Here is a 2608-nt window from a genome sequence, read left to right as displayed (position 1 = left end):
GGGCCACCGAGTAGGCCAGCACGCCGTACAACCCGACCGCCGCCAGCAACGTGGCCAAGAGGGCGAACGCCGCCGACAGCGTGCTGATCAGCCGGTCGAGGAACACGTTCTCCTTCACCTGCTGCGTCATCGTCTTGAGCTCTTCCACCGGCAAATTCGGGTCGATCGACTTGACGATCCTGGGAATCTCGCCGACCAACTGCTCGGTGCTGCCGGACGTGCGAACGTAATAGTGCGCGTAGCCCAGGGCGGTGTCCTGCGCCGCCGGCGTGAAGAAAACGGCCGGCACGGGCGCTTTCACGTCCCGGTAGGCGACGTCCGGAACCAGTCCGACGATTTCCATGTCGAGCGAATCACTCTCCACGGACATTCTCTTCCCCACCGCGTCGCCGCCTAACCCAAACTTTCTCGCAAAGGCCTGATTGACGATCGCGACCTTCGGCGATCCCGCTTCATCCGACGGCGTGAACTCGCGGCCGCTCAACAGCTTGACGCCGAACGTCTTGAAGTAGTCGGGCCCGATCTCGTTGAGCCGCGAATTGACGTCGGTGTCGGGTCCTTTCTTGAAGCCTTCCACCGACACGTTGTCGCCCCAACTACTGTTGGCCAGCGAAGGGATCATTGCCTCGGTCACGTTCGTCACGCCGGGCAGCGCAACCAATCGCTCGTGCACACGAGCCAGAAGCTGGCGTGCGTGCGCGTGATCGTAGCCGTTCAGCTCCGGCTCGACCACGAATGTAGCCATGCGGCCGACGCTGAAGCCGAGATGCACCTGCGTCACGTTGCGCAGACTCTTCACGAACAGACCGGCGGAGATCAGGAGCGCCATCGACAGAGCGATCTGTGCGGTGACCAACGACGACCGGAAGCGCGCCGCCGAGCGCGCACCCGAGTGCTTGCCCGTGCCGGCGCGAATCGTCGACGCGAGATCCGACCGCGTGCTGTTCAGGGCCGGGAACATGCCGAACAGCACGCCGGTGGCGATCGACAACAGCGCGGTGAATACCATCACCGAGCCGTGGAGGCCGAAGTCCATGACGCGCGAGGTATCGTTGGGCAGAATGCTCGCAATCAGGTGCAGCGTCCAATACGCGACGACGAGACTCATCGCGCCGCCGATCATCGCGAGGAGACACGACTCCGTGAGCAGTTGCCGAAGGAGCTGCGACCGCGTTGCGCCTAACGAAAGCCGCACGGCCATCTCAAGCGACCGGCCCGCACTGCGGGCCAGCAGCAAATTCGCAATGTTGGCGCAGGCGATGAGCAGCACGATGCTCGTCGTCGCCAACAGCAGCGTGAGCGGCGCTTTCACCTCCTGGGGCATCGAACTCTGTCCGCGGCGTCCATCCGTGAGCGTCAGCACTTCGGCGCGGAACCGCTTCATGGCCGCGTCGCTCATCTCCGTATGCAACGGCGCCTCGACGTCGTTGATGATCGGATGGTAGACCGCGTTCGCGAGTACCTGTGCCCGCTGCATCGATATGCCCGGCGCCAGACGGCCGAACACGTACACCCAGTACGTCAGCCGATTCGTCGTCAGGTCCGGAAAACCCGGAATCACGTCCCGTGCGATCAACGGCTGCATGGTGATCGGGACGTACACCATCGGCTCGATCCCGAGCGTGGTTCCCTCGAATCCCTTCGGCGCCACGCCGATGACGGTCATCGACTGCCCGTTGATCATGATCTGCTGCCCGACGACGTGCGGATCGGAACCAAGGTCATTCTGCCAATAGCGGTAGCCCAGCACCGCGACGAATTCCTCTCCGACGACGCGATCGTCGTCGACCCCGATCAACCGGCCGAGCGCCGGGCTCACGCCTAACGTCGGGAAATACGACCCCGAGACCAGCATGCCCTCACCACTCAAGGTCTGGTGACGATAGGCGACGTTCGCGTCGAACGAGCGATGCGCTGCAACGCTGCTGAATCCGGGATGCGCCCGCTCGAGGTCGCGGAACATCGGATAGTCGAAGATGACATCACAGTCGCCGGCTTCATTGCACGAGTTGTTGCCTGACGTCTGGCCTCCCGCGAGGTTGACCAGCCGTCCGGGATCGCGGACCGGCAGCGGCCGCAGCAGCAGCTCGTTGAACATGGAGTAAATCGCGGCGTTCGCTCCGATGCCGAGCGCGAGCGACAGGACGGCAACGAATGTGACGAACGGTGACTTGAGGAGGGTCCGGAACGCGAGCTTCAGGTTGGCCATGGCCGTGTCTCCGTACGGCGCGGTTCATCCGCGCCGTCTGCGTCCAATGCTGTCCGCCTTTCTTATTCGTACCGCAGCGCCTGCACCGGATCGATGCGCGACGCGCGCAGCGCCGGGATGTATCCCGAGGCGAGCGCGACGGCGGTGAGCACCGCCGCGGACAACGCCATCACCACCGGGTCGTGTCCCTTGAGCTCGAACAGCAGCGATTGCGCCGCGCGGCCTAACGCTATCGCGCCGGCGATACCGATCACGCCCCCGATCAACGTCATCACCGCGACCTGGCGCAGCACCATGAGCTGCACCGTGCCGCCGTCCGCGCCCAGCGCCATGCGCACGCCGATCTCGCGCGTCCGTTGGGCCACCGAGTAGGCCAGCACGCCGTACAACCCGACCGCC

2 protein-coding genes are annotated in these 2608 nt (G+C 64.5%); both read right to left on the bottom strand.

Annotated elements, in window-relative coordinates; all coding sequences use genetic code 11:
- Positions 1-2209, bottom strand: a 2209-nt coding sequence (locus tag VFW04_09540; GenBank protein HEX5179561.1) for an ABC transporter permease, incomplete at its 3' end; no start/stop codon positions are given.
- A gap of 62 nt (positions 2210-2271) precedes the next feature.
- A partial coding sequence (locus tag VFW04_09535; protein HEX5179560.1) for an FtsX-like permease family protein occupies positions 2272-2608 on the bottom strand: 337 nt, incomplete at its 5' end.

The organism is Gemmatimonadaceae bacterium, from assembly GCA_036273715.1.
In the GTDB taxonomy this organism is placed as follows: domain Bacteria; phylum Gemmatimonadota; class Gemmatimonadetes; order Gemmatimonadales; family Gemmatimonadaceae; genus JADGGM01.
Note: the sequence above shows the minus strand (reverse complement) of the source record. Positions and strands in the feature narration are given on the sequence as shown.